The sequence below is a fragment of the Pseudoalteromonas sp. C2R02 genome, from assembly GCF_018860845.1.
Taxonomy (GTDB): Bacteria; Pseudomonadota; Gammaproteobacteria; order Enterobacterales; family Alteromonadaceae; genus Pseudoalteromonas.
Window position 1 is genome coordinate 15802 of the sequence record NZ_JAHKQC010000043.1, and the last position, 22675, is coordinate 38476.

Here is a 22675-nt window from a genome sequence, read left to right on the forward strand (position 1 = left end):
ATTGTTAAACATAAACTTAGAAAGTTTGAGTGAAACCAACAGTGAATACACGTTCACGAATATCATAAAGTGAAGGTACTGGGCTACGTGGATCACTTTCTGCTCTAGGCGGAGTTTCTTCTAATAGGTTTAAAATACCTAAAGAAACTTTACTGTTCCAAGGTGTGTAATATGTGTATGAAAGGTTATGACTTAAATAGCTATCTAATGTATCAGTAACCTCAACACTTGTAACACCATCTACAACAGTCTCAGCTGTATCTTCCATTGCAGAAAGGTAAGTTGATGATAAAGCAACATTATGTGAATCTAATGTCCAACCTAATTGCAGAGTTACACGATCTTCAGGTCTAAATAATGCACCTAACTCTTCTTGACCTAATACAATATCTCCATTTTCATCAATGAAACTTGTTTTAAATTTCATCATATGAGTCCAGTTTAAATCTACACTGAAGTCACCTGAAGAAGTTTCAATATTACCGCGAATAGTTACATCAGTACCTGCTGTTTCACGTGTACCTGAATTTGTTCTTGGACTAATGATTTCATCTATATTATTCGCACCACCTTGATAAGAAATTGATACTCCAGGTAGTTGACTTGAAATGTCTGCATCAGGACCTTCTGTTTCCCAAAGGTTAATTTGCATTATTTGAATCAATTCTTCATCAATTGTTGAAACGCGTTGATCAACATCTAATGTCCAATAATCAACTGTTGTTGACCAACCATCAGCAAATTCCCATACAAAACCTATATTTGTATTTTCCGATTCTTCTGGTTGTAAATCTTCATTACCGCCTGAAGTACCCCAATAGCTATCTTTGTAATCACAATCTTCGATTGAAATACCTTCTTGATAACAAGCAATATAGTTAGTTTCGTCTTCTAAGTGACCGCGAGATTTTAAACCATATAAATCTGTTAATAGTGGTGCTTGGAAACCTGTACCTATAGATGCTCTTAATAATAACGTATCTACTGGACGGTAACTCATTTTTAATGCAGGGTTAAATGTACTACCAAAATCACTAAAGTTATCGTAACGTGCAGCTAAGTTAACCTCTAAATCATCTATTACAGGGATAACAAGTTCAAAGAATGCAGACTCAACGGTACGAGAACCTTCACCACCGCTACCGCCATTACCACCGCCAACATTATCGGCTTCAGCTTGTGCATCTATGTATGAATAATAAGTATCACGAGTATGAGATGCACCTACATAGCTTGACATAGTACCTGCTGGTAGTTCCATAACATCAAATGAAATACCACCAGTGATACCTAACTGTTCTGTGAAACGACGTTTATCAAAGTTAGCACGAACTGATCCAGGTGGTACTGAATCTGGGTCACGCGGATCCCAACCAGACCAATTACCATCAGCATCTTCAGAACCGATAGCCGCTGTTAATGCTGGTGTACTTGTGTAGTTTGTTCCCCAAGTAAATGCATCATAACGCGCATAACTTGTATTTAAATCCCAAACTGCATCACCTATGCTGCCTTCTAAACCAATTACAAAATCGAATGTGCTATCACTATGCTCAGCTGTACGATCGCCTAATGTATTCATTCGGTAACCAAACCAGCCACCCTCATCAATAGCAGTTAAAGTAAGATCAGTACCATCTTCTGTTGTGATTGAACGCTCAGGTAATGCCTGATCCGTAGGGAACCAAGCTGGAACACCAGCAGAGATATCTAATGTAATTGAATTCATCCATAAACCACGTGCATATAACTGAATATCATCCGTTAATTCATATGTCAGATTTGCCATTAATGAGTCACGACGATAATCAGGAGTAAGCTGAGCTGAATCAGTATAATCATAACCACATACAACACTGTCAGTACCGAAAGGCCCCATTATTGTGCCAGACCCTTGACCTGTATTGTATACATCACAGTTATTTTGCGTGTTTAGCGCTTGACTAGCCCAACCATTGCTCGCTTGCTCTACTGTACGGCCTGTACCACTGACACCGTGCCAGTTACCTCTATCGCTTGGATCTAGACCTTCTTCTTGTAATTGTGCTTTTGCATAATCAAAATCAGACATAAAGATCGCATCTTTTTCATAATGCTCCCAAGAAAATACCATGCTACCTTTATCACTAGAAAGACCACCAGTAAAAGTAAAGTTTTGCGAGTCTGCGCCTTTTACCGTATCAGGGAATTCACTTTTAGCACCAAATTCAATGCCATCAAATTCTTTTTTAAGCACAATATTAATTACACCTGCTACCGCATCAGAACCATAAACTGATGAAGCACCATCTGTTAATACATCAATACGCTCAATTGCCGCATTTGGGATCAAGTTTAAGTTAGATGTACCACCAGCGATTGGTGATTTAGACATTCTTACGCCATCAATTAGTATCAGGGTTTGACGAGGATCAGCACCTTTAAGTGCCATAGTTGCTGTTGCAGCCCAACCATTATTAGATTCGCCACCAAAAGATCCAAACGGATTAAGTGATGAATTACGTAGTACATCAGCTACAGTTGAATAACCAGTGCTTTCCATTGTTGCAGCTGAAAAAGATACGATTGGAGATGCGCTTTCTAACTGAGTACGCTTAATACGCGAACCCGTTATCGAAATACGCTCTACTTCTTCAACTGACTCCTCAACTGCAGCTGTTGAAGTAGCAGAAAAAGAAAGCAGGGAACCCATGCTTAATGCTACTAATGATCTTTTATATTTGTCTAATCCTGAACGATTCATGTTAACTCTCTTGTTTTATTTATTGCACTTTCTCGCTTAAAAGATAGCGCAGTTATTTCCCGGGAGTATTTATACAACAATATATTGTATACTTTCTACAAAAATTAACATTAAGTTACAACCTGTGAACGTTTTAGTTTCAAAAAGCAGTAATTTAAATTGGTAATTAACTGAAATAAAACAAAAAATAAACATTGTATACTTTATATAATCTAAAATTATAAGCTATAATTATAAGTAATTAAAAGTAGGTACAAGCTAAAATCATTGACTTAATGGGATATTAATAGGTTTAGGTTATTATAAATAAAACATAAAAAAGCCAGGGTAACTTTAAATTAACCTGGCTTTATTGTGATTTATAAATTGTATTAAGAGGTTGTTAATTCACCATGTGAATGAAATGCATTTTTTACTTTTTCTACCAACATATAATTAACAGGTATTAAAATTAAAGTGATAAAAGTCGCAAATAAAATACCAAAACCAAGTGATACAGCCATAGGTATTAAAAATTGCGCTTGGGTCGACTCTTCAAATAATAGCGGCATTAAACCAATAAATGTTGTTAAGCTAGTTAGCATCACAGGTCTAAACCTTGCTGCACCGGCTGTCATAACTGCTTCCATTAATTTATCTGCATGTTCGCCCATTTGCCCACGCTTTTTATTGATAAAATCAACTAACACTAAAGAGTCATTCACTACCACGCCAACCAGTGCCAACATGCCCAGTAAACTCATTATGGTTAGCTCCATGCCCATAATCCAATGGCCCATCACAGCACCTATCATGCCAAATGGGATCACACTCATTACTATTAATGGCTGTAAATATGATTTAAATGGGATAGCTAATAAACCGTAAATAATAAAGAATACAAATAATAAAGCCCAGCCTAATGAGCCAAATGACTCCCTTTGCTCTTTAGCTTCACCTTCCAATGAATGGTTAACACCTGGGTATTGTATTATTAACTCATCTAAATACTCTTTAAGATCAGCTTGTAATATCGTCATATTGGTATTTGTTTTCTCAACATCAGCGGTTACATTCACGGTTCTATATCTATCAATACGATTAATAGATGCAGGGCTTTGACCAGGAATTAAGGTTGCTATATGCGATAAAGGCACATTACCACCGCTAGCCGTCGTGATCAGGATATTTTCTAAATCTGATACTGATGCTCGCTCATTTAATGGTAAACGTACCATTACACGCACATCATCTCTACCGCGTTGAATGCGCTGTACTTCAGCACCAAAAAATGCACTTCTAACTTGGCGAGATACTTCTACTCGCGTAAACCCTAACGCACGACCTTGATCTGTTAATTCAATTTGAAGCTCTTCTTTACCATTAGATAAGCTATCTGCAATCTCAAAAACCGTAGGATAAGTTGCTAATCGGGTTTTAACTTTATCAGCTACTTCCTTCAGTGTTTCTAATGACGTTGCTGTTAACTGCACATCAATTGGATCTGAAGAGCGACCAAGCTCAGCTCTAAATGTCAGGCTTTCAGCCCCTGGTACTGTGCCAATTAATTTGCGCCACTCCCTTACAAGCTCCTTAGAGGTGATTGTGGATTCTCTTTGCTCTGGCGGAATAATTTCGAAACGGACTCCTCCTGAGTGAGATACCCCACCTCTACCCCCAGTTGTCGCTAATATATTTAAAATTATGCTTTGACCTGTTTCGGAGTCTCTATATTTTTCTTGTAAGTCATGGGCTTTATCAGCCATTTTAATCACAAATTTATTTGTCACCTCAAAAGGTGTACCTGTAGGCAATGTTAAATTAACTCTTACAGTTTCACTTGGAATACGCGGGAAGAAAATAAACTTAGTCCAACCACTTGTGATTAAAGTGACTATGATAATAAATACACCAACAAATAAACTTAATGTGGCTAACTTATGCTTTAAAGCTGTAATTAATAATGGTTGGTAATATTTTAAAATTGCACGTTCAAAACCATCAGCAAATTTATGTTGAAAACGCTCAAATCTACCTGGTTCAGATTTTTCGTGACGTAATTTAATATTTTTTAAATGCGAAGGAAGAACAAATTTAGATTCAATCAATGAGAAAATTAATACAGGTATAACAACAACCGGAATTTGTGCAAATAAGGCACCTCTATTACCTTCAATAAATGCTAATGGTAAAAAAGCGGCAACCGTTGTTAAAATACCAAATGTCACTGGCGTGGCAACTTCTTGTGTGCCTTTGATGGCGGCGTATTCGCCTGACTCTGCTTTTTCTAAATGGGTGTAAATATTCTCACCTGTAACAATGGCATCATCTACCACTATACCGAGCACCAAAATAAAACCAAATAGACTCATAATATTAAGTGTTATGCCAAAAAATGGCATTGCGATAAATGCGCCCATAAATGAAACTGGAATACCCACACATACCCAAATCGCAATTGCAGGTCGTAAAAATAAGGTCAAAAGAATTAAGACTAAAAAGCCACCTTGTAACGCACTGGTTGTTAAAGTAGAAATACGATTTTTTACTATTTGAGAATCATCATCCCAATAACTCAGCTCGTAACCTAAAGGTAGATTTTCTTGGCGTTGATCAATATAGCTTTTTACTTTTTGGGCAACATCTATGGCACTTTGCTGGCCAATACGATAAACATCAATGAAAGCGGCTTGATTACCATTAAAACGTGTTCTTACCGGTGTTTCTTCAAAATCATCTCTAATTATTGCAATATCATTTAAAGTTAAAATAGAACCATCGGTATGTGTTTTTATTGCTATAGCGGCATATTCATCTTTACGGTAAGCTTGCCCTTTTGAGCGAATAAGTACATCTCCTCCTTGGGTTTTTATATTTCCCGCAGAAATATCAGCGCTTGAATTAGAAATGGCAGAAGAAACTTGACTAATACTCAAGCCATATTGATTTAACTTATCTTGAGATATCTCAATTGCCACTTCATAGTCTCTCACTCCACTGAGTTCTAATTGTGTAATACCTGGAATTCGTAATAAATCATCACGTACTTGCTCTGCAAATTCTCTAATTTCTTTTTCACCATACTGGCCAGAAACAGTTACTGACAGTACTTCACGTTTTCTCTCTGCTAAGGCTACAACAGGCTTTTCTGCATCAACAGGAAATGTATTAATCGCATCAATTCGACTTTTTATATCAGCCAACATCTCTCTTGGATCATAACCAGATTCAACTTCGATTGTTACCGAGGCAGAGCCTTCTGAAGAACGACTTGAGATTTTTTCTATGCCTTCTAGATCTTGTACTGCTTCTTCGATACGAATGGCGATTCCTTGCTCTACATCTTCCGGCGTGGAACCTCGCAGTGATACTTTTACACTAATTTTATCTGTTTCAATAGATGGAAATACTTCTAAGGGTATTTGTGTAATTAAGCTAAATAATCCAGTAAATATAATCGTGATCATTAGCAGGTTTGCTGCTACATGATTTCGGGCGAACCAAGCTATCATGATTCACCTCTTTTATCTTTACGTGCTAATTGTCTTTGTTTGTGTCCTGCGACTCTTACTGGTGTTCCTGAACTCACTTGCCCTAAAGGTGTGATCACAAGATTATCTTTAAAGTTTAAGCCTGATGATATAATCGCATCTTGGCTATTTTGCCAGCTGATAGTGATATCTTTACGTTTAAGTACCCCTTGTTCAACAATATAAACATAGCTGCCTTGATAAATCGCACTGTTAGGAATAACAATGGCATTTTTAACTTCTTTACCTTGGATGCTCGCTGTTAAGTATTGCCCAATTTTAATCGGTGATTTTTGATTATGGCTGACATCAAAAGGGTTTTTAATGTGCGCAACAATATAAAGCTGTTGTGAATCGGTATCTATGGCACTTTCAGTTCTCACAACCGTACCTTGCCATGTTTGCAAACCTACAAGCTCTGAAGTAAGAGACACTGATGTGCCATCTATTTTTTTATTACTATTACGAAATTCCTCAGGAAAAACCATTAGCCCAAGATCTTTATTTTTAATAGGCAAACGAATTTCTACAACATCCGTTGCATAAATATCAGCTAACTGAGTATTAGCAGATACAACCTGACCTAAATCCACGTACTTCTTTAATATGCGGCCAGCGTAAGGCGCGACAATTTGACTTCTTTCTAATGCTAAATCTGTTTTTTCTAATTGTGCTTGGGCTGATAACACTTGTGCTTTTGCAGCTTCAAGTTGTGGCTGCCTTAAAACTAAAGCAGAAGGTTTATTACCATTACCTAATCTTTTCCAATCAACTAATGCTTGCTCTACTCTAGCTTGCTCTTCCAATAGTGCTTGTTTTGCTGACATTAAACTTGCTTGCGCTATTTTTTGCTCAGCTAAATAATCTCGATCATCTAAAGTGACTAATGCATCCCCTTTTTCAAAAAAGCCACCTTCTCTAAACTGATCTTGTACTTGTTTGATTTGCCCCGATACTTGAGACACTAATACACTTTGAATTTGTGGTTTTACTGTACCAAAACTTTCAATCATAACGGGATATGTTTGCGGTTTTAACCTTTGAACCTCAACTGTCATTTGAGGTGCTTGTGATGCTTTTCCTCTTTGACTACTTGGAGGATTACTTTTAATAAAAGCAACCGAAATAGCCGTTAGGGTTAAAATAGTAACTGGGATAAGTATTTTTTGTATTTTATTCATAAATTATTTAGCCATTTCATTTTGTTCTACAGTGGAAAAGTCACCACCTAACGCAATATGCAATTGAATTCGATTTCTGATTAATTGATTTTTTATTTGTATCACTGTGCTTTGCGCATCAAAAGAGCGACTTTGAGCATCAAGAACTGTAGTGTAATCAACTAAACCACTTTGGTAGTTTTCAAATGATAGCCTTTGTGCCGCAATGGCATTTTCTTGTGCCGCTAACATCATTTGATACCTTTGTTTTAGGCTACTTTCTTGAGTGACTGCGTTCTCAACATCTAAAAAAGCATGATGTAAAGTTTCTAAATAACCTTGCTCTTTTTGCTTGAGTAATAAACGCGCTTTTTCTTCATTTGCTTCTAGCTTGCCAGCATTAAATAGTGGCATGGCTAAATTACCTAACAATGACCAGCCTAGTGCTGATGCAGAAACAACATCAGATAAATCTGAACCACTGTTACCTATTGATGCTGTTAGATTGATTGCAGGAAACCTTTGCTTATGCGCATATGCTAATGATGCGTCAGTTGCTAAAAGTTGATACCAAGAGGCTATCAGCTGAGGTTTACGTGTAATAAGCTCTGATGGTAAGCCTGTTGGAATATCTGAGTTTAATAAAGGCAAACTTGCATCAATAGCTAATGCTCCTTTTGGATAATCTCCTAAAAGTAATTCAAGAGAACGAATAGCCTCTATTTTTGTTGCTTTTTGTTCAGCAGTACGTGAAAGCTCACTATTGACTTCGTTACGCGATAAATACACATCTAATGCGCTATTTAGCCCTTGTTGATAACCTGATTCGATGATGTCCAAGTTCTGCTGAGTATTATCAGCGCGTTGTTGATATAACAGAGTTAATTGATTAGATTCAATCACTTTAAACCAAGCTATCACCACATCTGCAACTAATTGTTGCCTAGCTTGCTCATAATTAGCTTGTTCAGATAAATAGTCTAAATTTGCTTGCTTATTTAAATCAGATAACTTGCCCCATAAATCAATTTCATACTTAATATTCAAATCAACAGAAGCACTATTTGTATAATCACTTGGTGATGTATTTTTTCTACGACTACTTGAAACAGCTAAATCTAAAGATGGCCAAAGAGCGCTACCAGAAATAATAAGCTCTTGCTTTTTCATTTGAAGTGAATAGGCCTGTTGTTTTAAGGCGAAATTATTACTTAAAGCGACTGAAACTAATGTTTGGATTTGCTCATTGCTAATTTGACTCAACCATCCACTATTAACATCTTGTACTTGGGTATTATTTTGCCAAGTTTGCGGGACATTTGATTGACGTAATGACTCATCAAGTTCATAGGTTGTGGTGTTACACGCACTTAATAAAATACAACTTAGAAATACACTTAATGGTTTAAGGCGCTGCCTCATATACTAAAACCTATTTAAATTTTTCAACACTTTATTGTAAACCTAGTCAATAAAATATCTAAAGCAACTTTACATAAGCTTACATTGATGCGGATCAACTGAAAAAAATGCAATTTTTGTATGATCTAATTACATTAATTAAAAGTAATTACATTATTTATGAAAGCTATTTTTATTTTATCCATTGTAATATTAATCACAGGCTGTAATGGACACCCGGCTGCTGGAGAATGGTCATCAAACACAAAATCTGAGTTCACTAAAATCATTATAAATTTTGATGGCAAAGCTGAGATTTATGAAAAATCACAAAAAGTGGCTAAATATCATTGTTTTTGGGCAGCTTATGATGAAAACGGTATTAATTTAGATTGCGGGACTAAAAGTGAAAAGCAAAAAGAGTTTACTTTTGAAATGACATCAAGCTCAGCAGAATTAAAAGTAGGTCAAACCCTTGTCTCTACTTTTATTAAAGTGGCAATATGAAAAAAAACACTCAAATGGATAGCTTACTATTAAATTCAATAGAGCAAGCGGGTATGGCTGTTTGTATTAAGGATGAAAATAAAACAGTATTAAAACAAAATAACACATGTATTAGCTTATGTGGTCAACTTGAAAACAAGGTTTGCAATGATCATTGCATGGCAATTTATAATACCGATGATAGCCAACAATGGAATCAATGGGGTAACCGCTCATACCCAAACAGCTATTTACATGACGACTATTTTGATGTCACTTTACTTTGTAGCGATCAACACATCACAACAATTTTACAACCTCTAAAACAAAAACATGCCGAAGCAATAACCTACTATAGCACTATGGGTTTAAGTAAACGTGAAATACAAGTGATTTCAAAAGCCATAGCCAACTTAAGTAATGAAGAAATATGTAATCAATTAAATATTTCAAAGCCAACGCTACGCAGCCACTTAAACAACATCTATCGAAAAGTAGATGAAGCAGGCGGGAGTTTAAAGTATATACCATCAAAACGAAGTCACCGTTAAACCAAATCCCTTAAAATAGAAAAATGTTACGCCTCTAAATTTCAGACAAAAAAAAAGCCCTTAAGGGAAGGACTTTTTCGGAGCAAATGTTGTAGCAACAACATATTAAACTTTTAACTTAATTTAACTTTAAGCCATTTGTAGCGTGAGCCTTTCGCTTTTATCAAATCAGCTTATAAACATATAATAGCTAAAAATCAGCACATTAAAAATCATCCCCTAGGGTTGAAATTAGAGGTTATTTGATTTTTTAAAAATAGGTAATACTTGAGAATAAAGCTTTTCTGATTCAATTGTAAATCCCTGACTACCATTATTTTTTAATTCTTTAACTAAAGCGTCTGATGAAATCCAGGTATACATATAAAAAGGAGTGTGATCGTTATTAGACCTCATTGCTTTCAATAATTTTAACCCAGCCAGAGAATTATTATTTCGCCCCATATCAGAGATAACAACTTGATAGTTATAAAGTGATAGCAGCTTTAAGGCTTCTGCCGTTGAGGTAGTGGTATATACTCCGATATTATTGCTTTCAAAAATTTTTTTTCATTAATATTATTTTCAGGATGATCATCAACCCATAAAATACGCCCTTGTGCCTGTTTAGGTTCGCTGTAAAGAATCTGATTTACTTGTTCTGATTGCTCATCGACACCCCGAAGCTGGATCATCGTTAAATGTATAATCGAGAAACATAATACAGCAACAAAAAAATAAATTGGATACTGCCATTTTTTTGCTAACTTAACTTCTTTATTGATGGTATTTGAAAACTCAACAGTTTCATTTTTAAGTCTATTGAGTTGTTTTGATAATGAATCATCTAATTTATAGCCTTTACCATGAACAGTTTCAATTAACGGACCTTTATAACCTGCTAATGCAAATATATTTCGGGTTTGAGTAATAAGCTCAGACAAACACCAACTCGTAATTTCTTTATTCTCATAAATGACTTGGATCAACAAATGCTTAGAGCAAACATCTGGGGAGGATTCAATTAATAGTTTAAAAAGCAAAAAAGTACTTTCATCAATTTGAACTAAATTGTTATTGATTTTTAATTGAGTGTTTTCGAAGTCTATCGAAAAACCCTTAAAGCAATATTCCAAAAATATTAAATATATCCCTATTCCATCCAGCGAAAGAATATGGCAAGTATCAATCAAAAAAAATGAAAATTTTCTTTTAGGGATATTTATTAAGTAAACATTCTAATTAAGAAAAATAAAGAATTGTTAATTGATAATAAAAAGGTGAGTTAGAAACTAAAAGACCAAGCATATGCTTGGTTTTTTATTATTCATAAAGAATAAATGGTGCCTCGACGCGGAATCGAACCACGGACACGAGGATTTTCAATCCTCTGCTCTACCGACTGAGCTATCGAGGCACATTAACTGTGCTTGCCTAAAGGCAATAATAAATTGTTCAGACTAACCGTATCGAACGGATAACCTGTATGAGTTACTGATTACAGTTTCTCATTTTGATCTTTACTAATAAATGGTGCCGACTAACCGAGTCGAACGGTTGACCTACTGATTACAAGTCAGTTGCTCTACCAGCTGAGCTAAGTCGGCACACTAAAATCGTACTAAATTCGTTTAATGTTTAAATAAAACGAAAAAATGGTGCCTCGACGCGGAATCGAACCACGGACACGAGGATTTTCAATCCTCTGCTCTACCGACTGAGCTATCGAGGCACATTAACTGTGCTAGCTAAACATAAGAGTTATATTTAACTTTTTAAAGAATGGTGCCGACTAACCGAGTCGAACGGTTGACCTACTGATTACAAGTCAGTTGCTCTACCAGCTGAGCTAAGTCGGCACACTAAAAATGTCTAACGTTTAAATAAAACGAAAAAATAAATGGTGCCTCGACGCGGAATCGAACCACGGACACGAGGATTTTCAATCCTCTGCTCTACCGACTGAGCTATCGAGGCACATTAAACTGTGCTAATTAAACGTAATAATACATTTAACTTTAATATAAATGGTGCCGACTAACCGAGTCGAACGGTTGACCTACTGATTACAAGTCAGTTGCTCTACCAGCTGAGCTAAGTCGGCACACTAAAACTGTCTAACGTTTAAATAAAACGAAAAAATAAATGGTGCCTCGACGCGGAATCGAACCACGGACACGAGGATTTTCAATCCTCTGCTCTACCGACTGAGCTATCGAGGCAAAAACTATAAAGTTTTCACTTTTTGAGTTTTCGTAAAATACCAAAACTCTAAATAAATGGTGCCGACTAACCGAGTCGAACGGTTGACCTACTGATTACAAGTCAGTTGCTCTACCAGCTGAGCTAAGTCGGCACACTAAATCACAACTACTTTTTACTAAAAGTATAAAAATGGTGCCTCGACGCGGAATCGAACCACGGACACGAGGATTTTCAATCCTCTGCTCTACCGACTGAGCTATCGAGGCAGTACCTGACAAACTTTGCAGCCGTCTTGGTGTGCGGCGTATTAAACTGGTTTTAGGTGTTTAAGTCAACTTTTTTTTTACTCTATTTTTTGTTTGCATAGTTTTCAATCAAGGTTCTGATTTTAAGCTCAATAAGACATCAATTTGATAAAAAATCATACAGTTTTCTTAATCTCGTTTTTAATCTAATGAAATGCTACTATTAACAATCTAATAAACAAACTTACTTTATTCATTAAAAAGGAATGCCTCCGATATGAATGCAGATACATTTTCAGCAAAAAAAATGATGCATCTTATATATTTTATTCTTTTATTTCTTTTTGTTCTTTCTTCTACATATACAACATATTTAATTCCTAAAGAAAATAATCATTTTTCTGAAGTTCATTTAAAAGGTATTGCCAATAAAATCGATAACCCACTTGCTGATGCGCTCACTCGCTTTGGTTATAACACTGCTATTCAAATTTTATTTTCAGCTAACGCGATTAATCCTAAGCTTGATTTCTATTTATACAAAAAAACAAAAACAGATTCTCTTCAGTTAATTAGTAAAACTTCTGAAGTTAATGTTGAAGGTATTTTAAAAAATCAGACAATTGAAAAAAATCATCAGATGTATTTACATCACATTATAAAGAAAAATGACGCTGTCATAGGTAGCTTGGTTATAGTGCAAAAGGTGAATAAAAAAATAGATAGTACGCTTTTTTATATCATGCTTGCTGCGAGTATTTTATTTGCTTTTATTCTATTATTTATATTTCCTAAATATTTAAGTAAAAAAATAAAAAACAGTACGCAGCAACTTGAAAATGAAATTAGTTTAATCACTCAAAAGCAAGACTTTAAACTTTCAGTATCTACAAATATTGGTTTAGGTTTAAAACAAATTTCAATTTTAATTAATCAGCTACTTAATAAAGTACGTACTCAAGAAGAGTCTCATGCTCAAATTGAACTTGATTTACAAGCTTTACATTCAAACCTTGAAATTCAAGTTGCATCACGAACTGAGGAGTTAGAAAAGGCCATTAAGTCAGCTGAGCTTTCAAATGAATCTAAATCAACTTTTTTAGCGACTATGAGCCACGAGATCCGTACACCTATGAATGGTGTAATAGGAACCATTGATTTATTACGTCATACCGACTTAACGGGCGCACAACATAGATTGAGCAGCATCATCCGTGATTCAGCATTTTCATTATTAGGGATCTTAGACGATATTCTTGATTTTTCTAAAATTGAAGCGGGTAAATTAAAGATAGAAAATAAAAGTTTTTCGATTATTAAAATAACTGAAGAAGTAGCCAAAGTGCTTTCATCTGTTGCTCATAAAAACAACCTAGAATTAGACCTTTATATTGACCCTAATATCCCAGACTCGGTAACAGGCGATATCGTTAGAGTGCGCCAAGTGATTTATAATTTATGCAGCAATGCCATTAAATTTACAAAATCAACCGATACACAACAAGGCTTAATTTGCATTCAAGTTTCTTTAGTCAATAAAAGCGATGATCACCATACAGTAGAGTTTAAAATTTCTGATAATGGTAAAGGCATGAATAAAATGCAACTCGCCAAAATATTCTTACCATTTAATCAAGCTGAAACAAGCATTACCCGTGAATATGGCGGCACCGGATTAGGTTTATCTATCTGTAAAAGCCTCATTGAATTGATGTACGGTGACATAAAAGTAAACAGCGACTTAGGCTTTGGTAGTGAGTTTATCGTTACCTTGCCATTTTCAATAGATGAAACCAGTGTTGTAAAAGATAAAGGCCGACTTAAAGGCAAAAAAATTGTACTTTTTAGCCAAAACAATAAACAAAGTGAATATATCAATAACTATTTGAAATTCTTAAATGCTGAAGTTATTTATTTAGATGATTTAAAAAATGAGCTACCTTGGCATAAAACAAAAAATTTAATTTGGCTGTTAGATGGTATTAACGCTATGCCAACAGTTAATCAAGCACTTAGAAGGCTAAGTGGCTCTTTAGAGGAAAACAATCAACAAGTGATTGTTTTAAGTAAACTCAGTGAAGCTAAACTTTCATTTAAAAATATATTTTACCTTAATGCTGCACCGCTATGTAAAGAGAGCTTTTTTAATTCATTATTTATTGCCGCTGGATTGCATCAAGCAAAAAATATCAAAATGGCAAAATCTCTCAATCAATACCCTTCTATAGAGCAGGCACGAAAAAACAACCAACTCATTTTATTGGTTGAAGATAATATGATGAACCAACAGGTGATATGCGACCAGCTACATTTACTTGGCTATGGCGTTGAAATTGCCTCTGATGGTGAAGAAGGCTTGAAAATGTGGCAATCTGGTAATTACTCTTTGGTATTGACTGATTTACACATGCCAAAAATGTCAGGTTACGATTTAGCTAAAAAAATTAGAGAGCTTGGGCCAAGTAGAACCGATATGAAAAAAGAGAGCATTATTATTGCAATTACAGCAAATGCACTCAAAGGCGAGCGAGATAAATGTTTATCTCAAGGTATGAATGATTACATAACTAAACCTGTCGAACTTAATTTATTAGAAACAACATTAAATAAATGGCTGCCTATAACGCCTGCAAAAACAATATCTCCAACATTAAATGAGCAAGCTTTAGCTGATTATATTGGACCAGATACAACTCAACATGCTTATTTTTTAAATATGTTTCTAGAACACGGCTCAAAGCTAATGACTGATTTAAAGCTTGCTATCACACTTGAAGATCAGGAGAGCATCATGGACAACGCACACCAATTAAGATCTACAGCTAAAAGTATCGGTGCCTATATTCTATCTGAAACAGCTGAAAAATTAGAAGATATTGTAGATAATAAATCATGTGATGCCCATACAATAGAGCATATATTTGATCAACTTGAGCAACACTATTTTGAAGTTAAAGAGTTTATAAATCAAAGGTTAAACTAATTGAAATTCAGTTTTAATATTAGAAAAGGTGAACTGAGTTCACCTTTTCTAATATTTAATACTTGTCTTAATCAATCACTAAAACACTCTAAATGAGAATCCTCTACCGCCTCTACCCTTGCGACGAGAACGCATTCTACCGTGTAACTCTTTACGCTTTGATTCTAACCACTCTTCACGTGTAATCGTATCAGGATCTTTACGAACTTCTTCACGAGAGCGATATTCACAAAATTCCACAAAGGCTTCCATATCATCTTTTAGTTCAGCAACAACTAACTCAATCATAATTGCGTCATCTAAAAAGCCTAATACGGGAATATGGTCAGGAATTAAATCTTCTGGCTCACTAAAGTAAGCAAGTGCACTAATTACATCTTTGCGTTCTTCAGCTGGAATTTTCCATTCTGTATCTTCGATCATTGCAACTAATGTTTCTAGCTGCTTTAATCTAGATGACACAAACTCCGGTACATCTGTTTTTATTTCACTCGATAAAGCACGAACATTATTTAAGATATCTTTTTCATCTAAATTACCTACCCCAGACTGAGCTTTACGCATAACATCGCGAAAATATTCTAAATCACTGTCTTGAAGGTTAAATGTAATGTCTACAGACATAAATACAACTCCTTAAAATCCATCTTTATTATTTCTAAGTAAATAAACTAAGCAGTATAAAAACACCATTTTAGTTTTGTTTTATTAAAGCTTTTTTAACATGAGTAATCAATCATTAATTTTTTAGTGATAAACTATTATGATTAATTTAGAGTAGTAAAGAAATAATAGCTGAAAATATGAAACATCTGCTAACTGTTTTAAGCTTTTATAACACAAATATATTTGTATACTTGTATAGAAACTAAACTTTAACCGCGGAGTGTCTTTTTGAAAATAGTATTTTTATTGTTTACGCTTATCTTTATTACTAACGCCTCTGCAGGTGAGCTAATTGATAAAACAATTTCAGTTAAATCATTGGAACATCTATTAATAAATAATCTAAGAGGTGACGTTGAAGTTATAGGTTGGAATAAAGAAGAGATCAAAATTCAAGGTGAATTAGATGACTCTGCGTTAGGGCTAAAAATTAAAGATAAAGGCCATAAGCTTTATATCAAAGTAAAAATGAAAGGCGACTCACATTTAGGTGATGGTAGTGATTTAAAAATATTTATGCCTAGTAAAACATCTGTGTGGTTTAAAGGTGTAGATACCTCTTTTTCATTTAACAATTTAAAATCGGGGATTGAAGGTCGCACTATAAACGGCGATTTAATTATCCAAGAAGCACAACAAAAGGTGAATGTTTCAACGGTAAGTGGTGATATCAGCATTAAAGACTCAAATGGTGTGTTAAGTATTGAGTCTGTTACCGGCACAGTTAATTTCTCAGGCGAATACTCTAAAGCCTATGCTAAGTCAATGTCTGGTGAGATTTTCGCAAAGATTGATAATATAGAAATATTAAAAACCGAGAATGTATCTGGAAAAACATTTATTGAAGGAAAGCTACAAGAAGATGCTTATATTAAATTAACCAGTGTTAGTGGGGATATCAAATACAAAACCGTAGGTGAACTCAATGCCGCTTGTAAGCTCGAAAGTCAGTTTGGTGGTAAAATAAAAAATAAAATTACAAAAGATTTACCTGAAAAATCAATGATGCAACAACAAAAGCTTAATTTTGTGTCTGGTGATGGCTCAGGAAAGTTAATAATCAATACAGTCACAGGCTCTGTAGCAATAGAAGAATAGTCGTTAATAATATTTATGGAAAGTCATTATTATAAAGGGAGAATAAGTGAAAAGTTTCTCTGAACAGCTTAAACAAAGACAAGTATTTAAAGTTGCAACTATATATGCAGTATCAGCTTGGCCATTGATCCAAATAGCCGATTTAAGCATGCCTGCTTTAGGCCTGCCTGATTCATTTATGACCCTTTTACTTGGCATATTTATTTTAGGTTTCCCTGTTAGCTTAGTATTCGCTTGGTTATTTAACTTTACTGACCATGGCATTGTTTGGGCATATAAAGATAGCCAAGAAGAAAGCAGTCCAAAAACAAATATACAAACAACAATGGCTGTTGTTGGCTCATTATTAATTGTTTTTATCATTACTGTAAGCTCACAACTTTACTTTGAAAAAGATTTAGATGATGTTGAGTTTAGCCCTCAAACTTTATCGAGTATAGATAACACCACTACCCCATTAATAACGAAAGAAACCATTGCTATCTTGCCTTTTATTGCATTTAGCAATGATCCTAATGACGAATACTTTGCAGATGGCATGGTTGAAGAGTTATTAAATCTATTAGCAAAAATCCCCAAATTACAAGTGACAGCACGTACATCTTCATTTGCATATAAGGGCGTATCTAACAAAACGATTACTGAAATAGGTAAAGAGTTAGGTGTTGATACTATTTTAGAAGGCAGTATTAGAAAAAGTGATACAACCAACCAAATCCGCGTTACCGCACAACTTATAAAGGTTGCTACGGGTGAGCATCTTTGGTCTCAAACCTATGATCGTGAATATAAGAATATTTTTCAGATACAAGATGAAATAGCCACTTCTGTTGTTGATAAGATGACTCAAACTTTGCTTGGTACAAAAAAACAAACTCAGTTCCTTGCGGAAACAACTAATGTTGAAGCTATGATTGCAAATGGTAAAGGTCAAAGTGAACTTAGTCATAGAACGGCAGTATCTATTACAAAAGCACTCGAGCATTTTACTTTAGCAACGACACTAGATGATAAGTACGCTAGAGCCTTTGTTGGCATTGCTGACGCAAATCTACTACTTGCTTTATATGGGAATTTATCTAGAGAAACTGCAAACGAAAATGCAGAAATAGCAATAAATAAGGCTTTAGCAATTAATAACCAACTAGGCGCGGCATATGCTTCTCAAGGCTTATTACTTTCAAGAATAGACGAGAAAAAAGCTGAGGAATCATTTAAAAAAGCACTTGAACTTAATGAAAACTATGCCATGGCGCATATGTGGTATGGATCATTACTAAAATGGCAGGGTAAAAAGCAGTCTGCACATCAGCACTTTGAAAAGTCCTTAGAGCTAGATCCTAAATCATCAGTGTCAGCTTTTAACGTTGCATGGGGGTTTTATGAAGCAGGTGAAGAAAATAAAGCGATGAGTTTATTTTCACAAATCATTGCTAATGATCCCTATTACCCAGGCGCATATAACTTAGTGGGTCATATTCTATCTGATAGAGGACGTTTAGATGAATCAATAAAGATGTTCAGCCGCGCACTAGAAGTTGACCCTAACAATAAAGAAGCACTAAAAGGCCTTATCACAGCTTCAATTGATATTGGCAGCTTAAACTCGACGAATAAATGGTTAAAATACGCAAAAGCGAACACCAATATACTTAACCAAGGTGATATCGATTTTTTAACTGTAAGATTATTGGCAAGTCAAGGGAAAAAGAAAGAAGCGCTAGCATTATTAGGTAATGTAAAATTAAGCCACAAAAAAATGGGTAAAGGTGAATATCTCAAAGGTGAAAAAGCATATTATGAACAAGATTATGTATCTACAATTAAAGCACTTACAGTGCTTCATCAACAAGATAATAAAACCGATTTTTATAGTAGGGATAATGGCCAAGGAGTTGCACATTTAGCCTATGCTTATAAATCAATTGGCGATGAAAGCAAAGCAAATGAAGTAATCTCAGAGTTTGAGTCTTTTTTACAAAACGATATTACTAAAAAAACTAATAATCCTTCATATTTTTATAATATGGCATTACTAAAAGCACTACAGAATAAAACAAATGAATCATTTTATTACCTTCAAGGGGCGATTGATGTTGGCTGGGTGACGGTATGGCGTGCTGAACTTGAACCTATCTTGTCTCAATTGCAGCTAGACTCTCAGTTTTCTCTTATGATGGGTGGCGTAAGAGCAAGATTAGCCACTATGCGCTCTAAGATGGCTGTAGAAGATGAGTTCTCTGCTATTGAATTTGATGAATTTTAGCTATAAAAAATAAACCCCATATCAAGAGGGGTTTATTTTAAGATTACTTTGGTCACACCGTTACTTTTTTTCTTGCGGTTTATAACCTTCAATTTCAACTTCTTTGTTTTCAAATAAAAAGCCTGTCATTTGCTCTTCTAAAAACAAACGGTGTTCATTGTCCATCATATTTAAGTGCTTTTCATTAATTAGCATAGTTTGTTTATGTTGCCACTGCTGCCAAGCTTCTTTTGAAATATTGTTAAAAATCTTTTCCCCAAGTTCACCAGGGTAAAGTTGAAAAGAAAGACCTTCAGCATCTTTTTGTAATTTTTGACAAAATACGGTACGTGACATTGTATAAACTCTCTTGGAAGTTCGAAATATATTACTATTTTAATGTTTCAACTAAAATAATTCTATTAATTTTTTAGTTGGTGCAGCTAAACCTACTTCAGATTTAGATTTTAAATCATACCAAATTATTTGATTATCATTTATCACATCAGGGTGAGCGTTAAGCTCAATCACAACTGGGTTAATGGTTAACTTAAAGTGCGTAAATATATGTACAAATGAATCTAAGTATTTTGCTTCATATTTTATACCTTGCTGAGCAAGATAAGTTTGCAACATGCTTTCATCATCAAATTGCAAAAAAGCATGTAACCCCCCCCAAATGCCTTCACTTGGTCTTTTTTCTAATAAAAGCTGATCTTTTACTTTAAGAATAAGCATATGGCAATGACGTTTAGGTACTACTTTTTTCGGTCTTGGGTTTGGATATTGTTTTACTACATCGTTTTTAAGCGCTAAACATTTGCTATTCAATGGACAAGGTTCACAATCAAACTTTGCACGAGAACACAGGCTTGAGCCTAAATCCATCATAGCTTGATTAAATTCTGTCACATTATTTTTTGGTGTTAGCTTTTCGCTATATTGCCATAACCTTTGTTCAACCGCTTTATTGCCATACCAGCCATCTAACATAAAAAAACGTGCCAATACGCGTTTTACGTTACCATCTAAAATGGCATGATGTTGTTGCAATGATAATGATAAAATTGCCCCTGCAGTAGATTTTCCAATACCAGGTAAAGCGATAACCTCATCTATATCTGTTGGAAACTGCCCTTTATATTGCTCATGAATTATTTTTGCCGATTTTTGCAAGTTCCTTGCTCTAGCGTAATATCCCAATCCAGTCCATAAATGCAGTACTTCATCTTCTGTTGCATTTGCTAATGATGCAACATCTGGAAACCTTGCCATAAAGCGTTCAAAGTAAGGTATTACTGTGATCACTTGTGTTTGTTGTAGCATGATCTCAGAAACCCACACTTTATAAGGCGATTTATTGATCTGCCAAGGTAATGTTTTTCTACCGTGTAAAGCATACCAATCTACAACTTGAGACGAAAACCACTTACTTTTTGTCGATGTTAATTCCAACTTAACCAAACCCCATGCAAAAATATGCCCGTCAGTCTATAACTCATAATAAAAAGGTCAAGAGATTACTTGTGCCAAGAGGTGCTAACAGGGATAATACGCCACCGAATTTAGGCAGAAGATATGGTTGGTACCAAAAATGAGTGAAAAAGATCAAACTCGATTAGAGCAAGCAAAAGAAAGTGGCAAATATATAAGAACTATTCGTAGTTTTGTAAAACGCGAAGGCCGTTTAACTAATGGTCAAGCAAACGCCCTAGAAAAAAGCTGGCCAACCATGGGACTAATGCATGAAGATGGATCATTAGATTTCAAAGCTACTTTTGGCAATGATAACGACGTTGTATTAGAAATTGGTTTTGGTATGGGTAAGTCATTAGTAGAAATGGCCGCCAACGCACCACAAACGAACTTTATCGGTATAGAAGTACACCGCCCAGGTGTAGGAGCATGTTTATTAGATGCTGATGTTGCACAAGTGACAAACTTACGCGTATATGAACATGATGCAATTGAAGTATTAGCTGACTGTATTGCTGATAATTCATTATCTAGAGTACAACTTTTCTTCCCTGATCCTTGGCATAAAAAGCGTCATCATAAACGCCGTATTGTTCAAGCTGAATTTGTTGAAAATTTACGTAAAAAATTAAAGATCGGCGGTGTATTCCATATGGCTACCGACTGGGAAAATTACGCAGAACATATGCTTGAAGTAATGAATTTATCGGATAAATTCAAAAACCAGTCTCAAAATAATGATTACATGCCTCGCCCAGACTTTAGACCTTTAACCAAGTTTGAAAAACGTGGTCATCGCTTAGGTCACGGTGTCTGGGACCTTATGTTTGAGAAAGTGGAGTAATTTATAATGAGTCAGCTAACTAATCCAAGTAAATTATTATTACGCAATGAGCACTCACTTGAAGCTGACTCTATTTTAGTTATTAACTTTACCCAAGACGGTTTATTACAGCAGTTAAAGGCTTTAAATATATGTAAAACACTCACTGCTTTTACAAGTAATTTTGCAACTAAAGCCGCAGAACAGCATACTAGTAATTGTAATATCCAACTTGGTATAGAGTTACCTAAGGTTGATAAAAACAATAAGCCTTTTGATTTAATCATTTATTATTACCCAAAAGCAAAAGCTGAAGCTTTAATGATGCTAGATAATATTCGTGCTGTTTCATCAAATGAAACCCGTTTATTAGTCGTTGGAGAAAATAAAGGCGGCGTAAAGTCATCAGAAAAACAACTAAAATCACTGTGTCAATTTTCAAAAAAAATTGATTCAGCAAGACATTGTCTTTTATATCAATTCAATGGATTAGAGCACAAAATGGATTTTGATATTAATCAATACCAAAAGACTTTTGAGCTTACAATTAAAGATAAAATCATTACAGTAATCAGCTTACCAGGGGTATTTAACCATGGTGAAATGGATTTGGGCACTAAACTCCTATTAGAAACCATGCAAGTGCCAAAATCAGGACATGTACTCGACTTTGGTTGTGGCGCAGGCATTATTAGTGCCTATTTAGGTAGTTTAAACGATAACCTCACGTTTACGTGTTTGGATGTCAGTGCATTAGCAACAAAAGCAACCGAATTAACACTGGCTGCTAATAATGTTAAAGGTAAGTGCTTATTAAGTGATGGATTAAGCCAGATTTCGGGCAAGTACAATCATATCGTGAGTAATCCGCCATTTCATACCGGCCTGTCTACTGATTATGACATAAGTGAGCAGTTTATAACGAGCTCAAAGCAGCACTTATCATCAAAAGGCAGTTTAACAATTGTTGCAAATAGCTTTTTAAAGTATCAACCGTTTCTTGAGCAAAGCTACAATCAATTTGAAACTCTTGCTAAATCCAATAAATTTACAGTTTATCAGTGCATAAATAAATAAAATCACTTCAAATTAGTTTTTTTATTGC

At 35.0% G+C, this 22675-nt stretch carries 16 protein-coding genes and 9 tRNA genes; 7 read left to right on the forward strand and 18 right to left on the reverse strand.

Annotated elements, in window-relative coordinates; genetic code table 11:
* Positions 1-16: 16 nt before the first annotated feature.
* From KO527_RS21030 to KO527_RS21045, 4 genes are all read right to left on the reverse strand, one after another.
* Positions 17-2743 carry a TonB-dependent receptor gene (locus tag KO527_RS21030; RefSeq protein WP_216042220.1) on the reverse strand — a complete coding sequence of 909 codons (2727 nt, stop codon included), beginning with the start codon at positions 2741-2743 and terminating at the stop codon, positions 17-19.
* Positions 2744-3114: 371 nt separating this feature from the next.
* Complete coding sequence (locus KO527_RS21035; protein ID WP_216042221.1) at positions 3115-6234, reverse strand: efflux RND transporter permease subunit; 3120 nt, start codon at positions 6232-6234, stop codon at positions 3115-3117.
* The gene (locus KO527_RS21040) at positions 6231-7433 is read right to left on the reverse strand and encodes an efflux RND transporter periplasmic adaptor subunit (RefSeq protein WP_216042222.1); all 1203 of its coding nucleotides are present in this window, start codon (positions 7431-7433) and stop codon (positions 6231-6233) included. Before KO527_RS21040 ends, KO527_RS21035 begins: the two co-directional genes overlap by 4 nt.
* Before the next feature lie 3 nt (positions 7434-7436).
* The gene (locus KO527_RS21045; protein ID WP_216042223.1) at positions 7437-8834 is read right to left on the reverse strand and encodes an efflux transporter outer membrane subunit; all 1398 of its coding nucleotides are present in this window, start codon (positions 8832-8834) and stop codon (positions 7437-7439) included.
* Between the two features lie 159 nt (positions 8835-8993).
* On the opposite strand from KO527_RS21045, the gene KO527_RS21050 reads away from it, so the two are divergent.
* A complete protein-coding gene (locus KO527_RS21050) occupies positions 8994-9320 on the forward strand; it encodes a hypothetical protein (protein WP_216042224.1) in 327 nt (108 codons plus the stop codon).
* Positions 9317-9850: a helix-turn-helix transcriptional regulator gene (locus KO527_RS21055; protein ID WP_216042225.1), complete on the forward strand. Its 534-nt coding sequence runs from the start codon at positions 9317-9319 to the stop codon at positions 9848-9850. The genes KO527_RS21050 and KO527_RS21055 overlap by 4 nt, the downstream gene beginning before the upstream one ends.
* A 231-nt stretch (positions 9851-10081) precedes the next feature.
* Here KO527_RS21055 and KO527_RS26475 read toward each other — a convergent pair whose 3' ends face one another.
* The 11 genes from KO527_RS26475 to KO527_RS21110 all read right to left on the reverse strand — a co-directional run bounded on the left by KO527_RS26475 (position 10082) and on the right by KO527_RS21110 (position 12300).
* A complete protein-coding gene (locus tag KO527_RS26475) occupies positions 10082-10393 on the reverse strand; it encodes a hypothetical protein (RefSeq protein WP_354668647.1) in 312 nt (103 codons plus the stop codon).
* Entirely contained in the window at positions 10336-11022 is a 687-nt protein-coding gene (locus KO527_RS21065; protein WP_354668646.1) for a winged helix-turn-helix domain-containing protein, read from the reverse strand. Before KO527_RS21065 ends, KO527_RS26475 begins: the two co-directional genes overlap by 58 nt.
* 148 nt (positions 11023-11170) lie before the next feature.
* Positions 11171-11246, reverse strand: a tRNA-Phe gene (locus tag KO527_RS21070).
* Between the two features lie 114 nt (positions 11247-11360).
* Positions 11361-11436, reverse strand: a tRNA-Thr gene (locus tag KO527_RS21075).
* 49 nt (positions 11437-11485) lie between these two features.
* A tRNA-Phe gene (locus KO527_RS21080) sits at positions 11486-11561 on the reverse strand.
* A 51-nt stretch (positions 11562-11612) separates the two neighbouring features.
* A tRNA-Thr gene (locus tag KO527_RS21085) sits at positions 11613-11688 on the reverse strand.
* A gap of 42 nt (positions 11689-11730) precedes the next feature.
* Positions 11731-11806, reverse strand: a tRNA-Phe gene (locus KO527_RS21090).
* 51 nt (positions 11807-11857) lie between these two features.
* Positions 11858-11933, reverse strand: a tRNA-Thr gene (locus KO527_RS21095).
* A gap of 42 nt (positions 11934-11975) precedes the next feature.
* Positions 11976-12051 (reverse strand) — tRNA-Phe (locus KO527_RS21100).
* Positions 12052-12109: 58 nt separating this feature from the next.
* Positions 12110-12185: transfer RNA gene (locus tag KO527_RS21105), tRNA-Thr, on the reverse strand.
* A gap of 39 nt (positions 12186-12224) precedes the next feature.
* Positions 12225-12300: transfer RNA gene (locus tag KO527_RS21110), tRNA-Phe, on the reverse strand.
* A 256-nt stretch (positions 12301-12556) separates the two neighbouring features.
* Between KO527_RS21110 and KO527_RS21115 the strand changes: the two genes are divergently transcribed.
* Positions 12557-15262, forward strand: coding sequence for a hybrid sensor histidine kinase/response regulator (locus KO527_RS21115; RefSeq protein WP_216042228.1), 2706 nt, complete (start codon positions 12557-12559; stop codon positions 15260-15262).
* A gap of 78 nt (positions 15263-15340) precedes the next feature.
* On the opposite strand, the gene KO527_RS21120 is transcribed toward KO527_RS21115, so the two are convergent.
* Complete coding sequence (locus KO527_RS21120) at positions 15341-15886, reverse strand: YkvA family protein (RefSeq protein ID WP_216042229.1); 546 nt, start codon at positions 15884-15886, stop codon at positions 15341-15343.
* Between the two features lie 270 nt (positions 15887-16156).
* Between KO527_RS21120 and KO527_RS21125 the strand changes: the two genes are divergently transcribed.
* Both KO527_RS21125 and KO527_RS26480 read left to right on the forward strand, forming a co-directional pair.
* Positions 16157-17026 carry a DUF4097 family beta strand repeat-containing protein gene (locus KO527_RS21125; protein ID WP_216042230.1) on the forward strand — a complete coding sequence of 290 codons (870 nt, stop codon included), beginning with the start codon at positions 16157-16159 and terminating at the stop codon, positions 17024-17026.
* A 46-nt stretch (positions 17027-17072) separates the two neighbouring features.
* Positions 17073-19292 (forward strand): tetratricopeptide repeat protein, encoded by a 2220-nt coding sequence (locus KO527_RS26480; protein ID WP_216042231.1) that lies wholly within the window; start codon positions 17073-17075, stop codon positions 19290-19292.
* Between the two features lie 60 nt (positions 19293-19352).
* Here KO527_RS26480 and KO527_RS21135 read toward each other — a convergent pair whose 3' ends face one another.
* Both KO527_RS21135 and mutY read right to left on the reverse strand, forming a co-directional pair.
* Positions 19353-19628, reverse strand: a complete 276-nt coding sequence (locus KO527_RS21135) for an oxidative damage protection protein (protein WP_216042232.1) — start codon at positions 19626-19628, stop codon at positions 19353-19355.
* A 51-nt stretch (positions 19629-19679) separates the two neighbouring features.
* A complete protein-coding gene (gene mutY / locus KO527_RS21140; RefSeq protein ID WP_216042233.1) occupies positions 19680-20726 on the reverse strand; it encodes an A/G-specific adenine glycosylase in 1047 nt (348 codons plus the stop codon).
* Positions 20727-20865: 139 nt separating this feature from the next.
* Here mutY and trmB point away from each other — a divergent pair, with 139 nt between their 5' ends.
* Together trmB and rsmC are read left to right on the forward strand one after the other, a co-directional pair.
* Positions 20866-21591, forward strand: coding sequence for a tRNA (guanosine(46)-N7)-methyltransferase TrmB (gene trmB / locus KO527_RS21145; RefSeq protein ID WP_216042234.1), 726 nt, complete (start codon positions 20866-20868; stop codon positions 21589-21591).
* A gap of 6 nt (positions 21592-21597) precedes the next feature.
* A complete protein-coding gene (rsmC, locus tag KO527_RS21150) occupies positions 21598-22647 on the forward strand; it encodes a 16S rRNA (guanine(1207)-N(2))-methyltransferase RsmC (RefSeq protein WP_216042235.1) in 1050 nt (349 codons plus the stop codon).
* Positions 22648-22675 lie beyond the last annotated feature (28 nt).

What these genes read in the sequence shown, in the direction of transcription:
- trmB (WP_216042234.1), top strand. Translation starts at nt 20,866, where the DNA reads ATGAGTGAAAAAGATCAAACTCGATTAGAGCAAGCAAAAGAAAGTGGC.
- KO527_RS21135 (WP_216042232.1), bottom strand. Translation starts at nt 19,628, where the DNA reads ATGTCACGTACCGTATTTTGTCAAAAATTACAAAAAGATGCTGAAGGT.
- rsmC (WP_216042235.1), top strand. Translation starts at nt 21,598, where the DNA reads ATGAGTCAGCTAACTAATCCAAGTAAATTATTATTACGCAATGAGCAC.
- KO527_RS21120 (WP_216042229.1), bottom strand. Translation starts at nt 15,886, where the DNA reads ATGTCTGTAGACATTACATTTAACCTTCAAGACAGTGATTTAGAATAT.
- KO527_RS21115 (WP_216042228.1), top strand. Translation starts at nt 12,557, where the DNA reads ATGAATGCAGATACATTTTCAGCAAAAAAAATGATGCATCTTATATAT.
- KO527_RS21045 (WP_216042223.1), bottom strand. Translation starts at nt 8,834, where the DNA reads ATGAGGCAGCGCCTTAAACCATTAAGTGTATTTCTAAGTTGTATTTTA.
- KO527_RS21050 (WP_216042224.1), top strand. Translation starts at nt 8,994, where the DNA reads ATGAAAGCTATTTTTATTTTATCCATTGTAATATTAATCACAGGCTGT.
- KO527_RS21040 (WP_216042222.1), bottom strand. Translation starts at nt 7,433, where the DNA reads ATGAATAAAATACAAAAAATACTTATCCCAGTTACTATTTTAACCCTA.
- KO527_RS21055 (WP_216042225.1), top strand. Translation starts at nt 9,317, where the DNA reads ATGAAAAAAAACACTCAAATGGATAGCTTACTATTAAATTCAATAGAG.
- KO527_RS21030 (WP_216042220.1), bottom strand. Translation starts at nt 2,743, where the DNA reads ATGAATCGTTCAGGATTAGACAAATATAAAAGATCATTAGTAGCATTA.
- KO527_RS21035 (WP_216042221.1), bottom strand. Translation starts at nt 6,234, where the DNA reads ATGATAGCTTGGTTCGCCCGAAATCATGTAGCAGCAAACCTGCTAATG.